Raw genomic sequence first — 790 nt, forward strand, 5'->3', positions numbered from 1 at the left:
GCCGTGCCGGTGGTGTGGAATATCTCGTAGTGCGAGCTTCCGAGGAACTCGCCAACACGAATACCCGTCTCGTAACCGGCTATGCAGGCCGTCAGGATGTCGCGGCCGGACTTGTTCTCGGCCTCGGCAACCGCCAGGACGGCCGGAAAGATCACTGCCGCCGGATGAAAGACCGAGCCGTTGTGAACGTCGTCCTGTTCCACGACATGGGAGGCCGCGGCGTTGACCATCGCCGCAAAATAGGGGCTGGTGCGCCGCCGCGTCGGGATGATGGTGCTTGGGCCGTCCGCCGGCCCCATCGCGCGCGCAAAGCCATCAATCATCTCGACCTGGTGCGCGCCCTTGCCGGCCAGCGCCGAGCCGATCCAGTCGATCATCAGTCCTTGCGCGAAATGAACGACGCGGGGCGGAATTTGTTCGAAGTCGAGTGCGGCAATGAAGGCGCAGAGCCTGGCGGTCGGCCAGTCGGCGGTGTCCGTGCTCATCTGTTGCTCCTCCTCTGCATGCCCTTTAGACCAAAGCGGCTCGGCGCAGCACCTGCCTTGCACGTTCGATCACCGGCCGATCCACCATCTCGCCGTTGACCTGGCTGGCTTCGCCGGATGAGGCTGCGCCAATGATGTCGCGTGCCCATGTGATTTCATTTTCGCTCGGGCGAAAGCCATTGCGAATCGGCTCGATCTGCCTCGGGTGAACAGCCATCTTGCCGCCGAAACCCATCTTCATGGCATGGCGTGCGTCATCTTCGGTGATTTCGGGACTGCTCAGGTCGGTCGTCACGCCGTCGATC

General features: G+C 63.0%; 2 protein-coding genes. Both read right to left on the reverse strand.

Annotation, left to right across the window (positions count from 1 at the left end):
* On the reverse strand, nucleotides 1-485 hold a 485-nt coding region (locus tag EN935_RS38470), incomplete at its 3' end, for an MmgE/PrpD family protein (RefSeq protein WP_164771849.1).
* Nucleotides 486-510: 25 nt separating this feature from the next.
* Nucleotides 511-790 (reverse strand): HpcH/HpaI aldolase/citrate lyase family protein (locus EN935_RS38475; RefSeq protein ID WP_164771850.1); only part of this gene is annotated, 280 nt, incomplete at its 5' end.

It is taken from the genome of Mesorhizobium sp. M7D.F.Ca.US.004.03.1.1, assembly GCF_003998635.1.
Classification (GTDB): Bacteria; Pseudomonadota; Alphaproteobacteria; order Rhizobiales; family Rhizobiaceae; genus Mesorhizobium; species Mesorhizobium loti.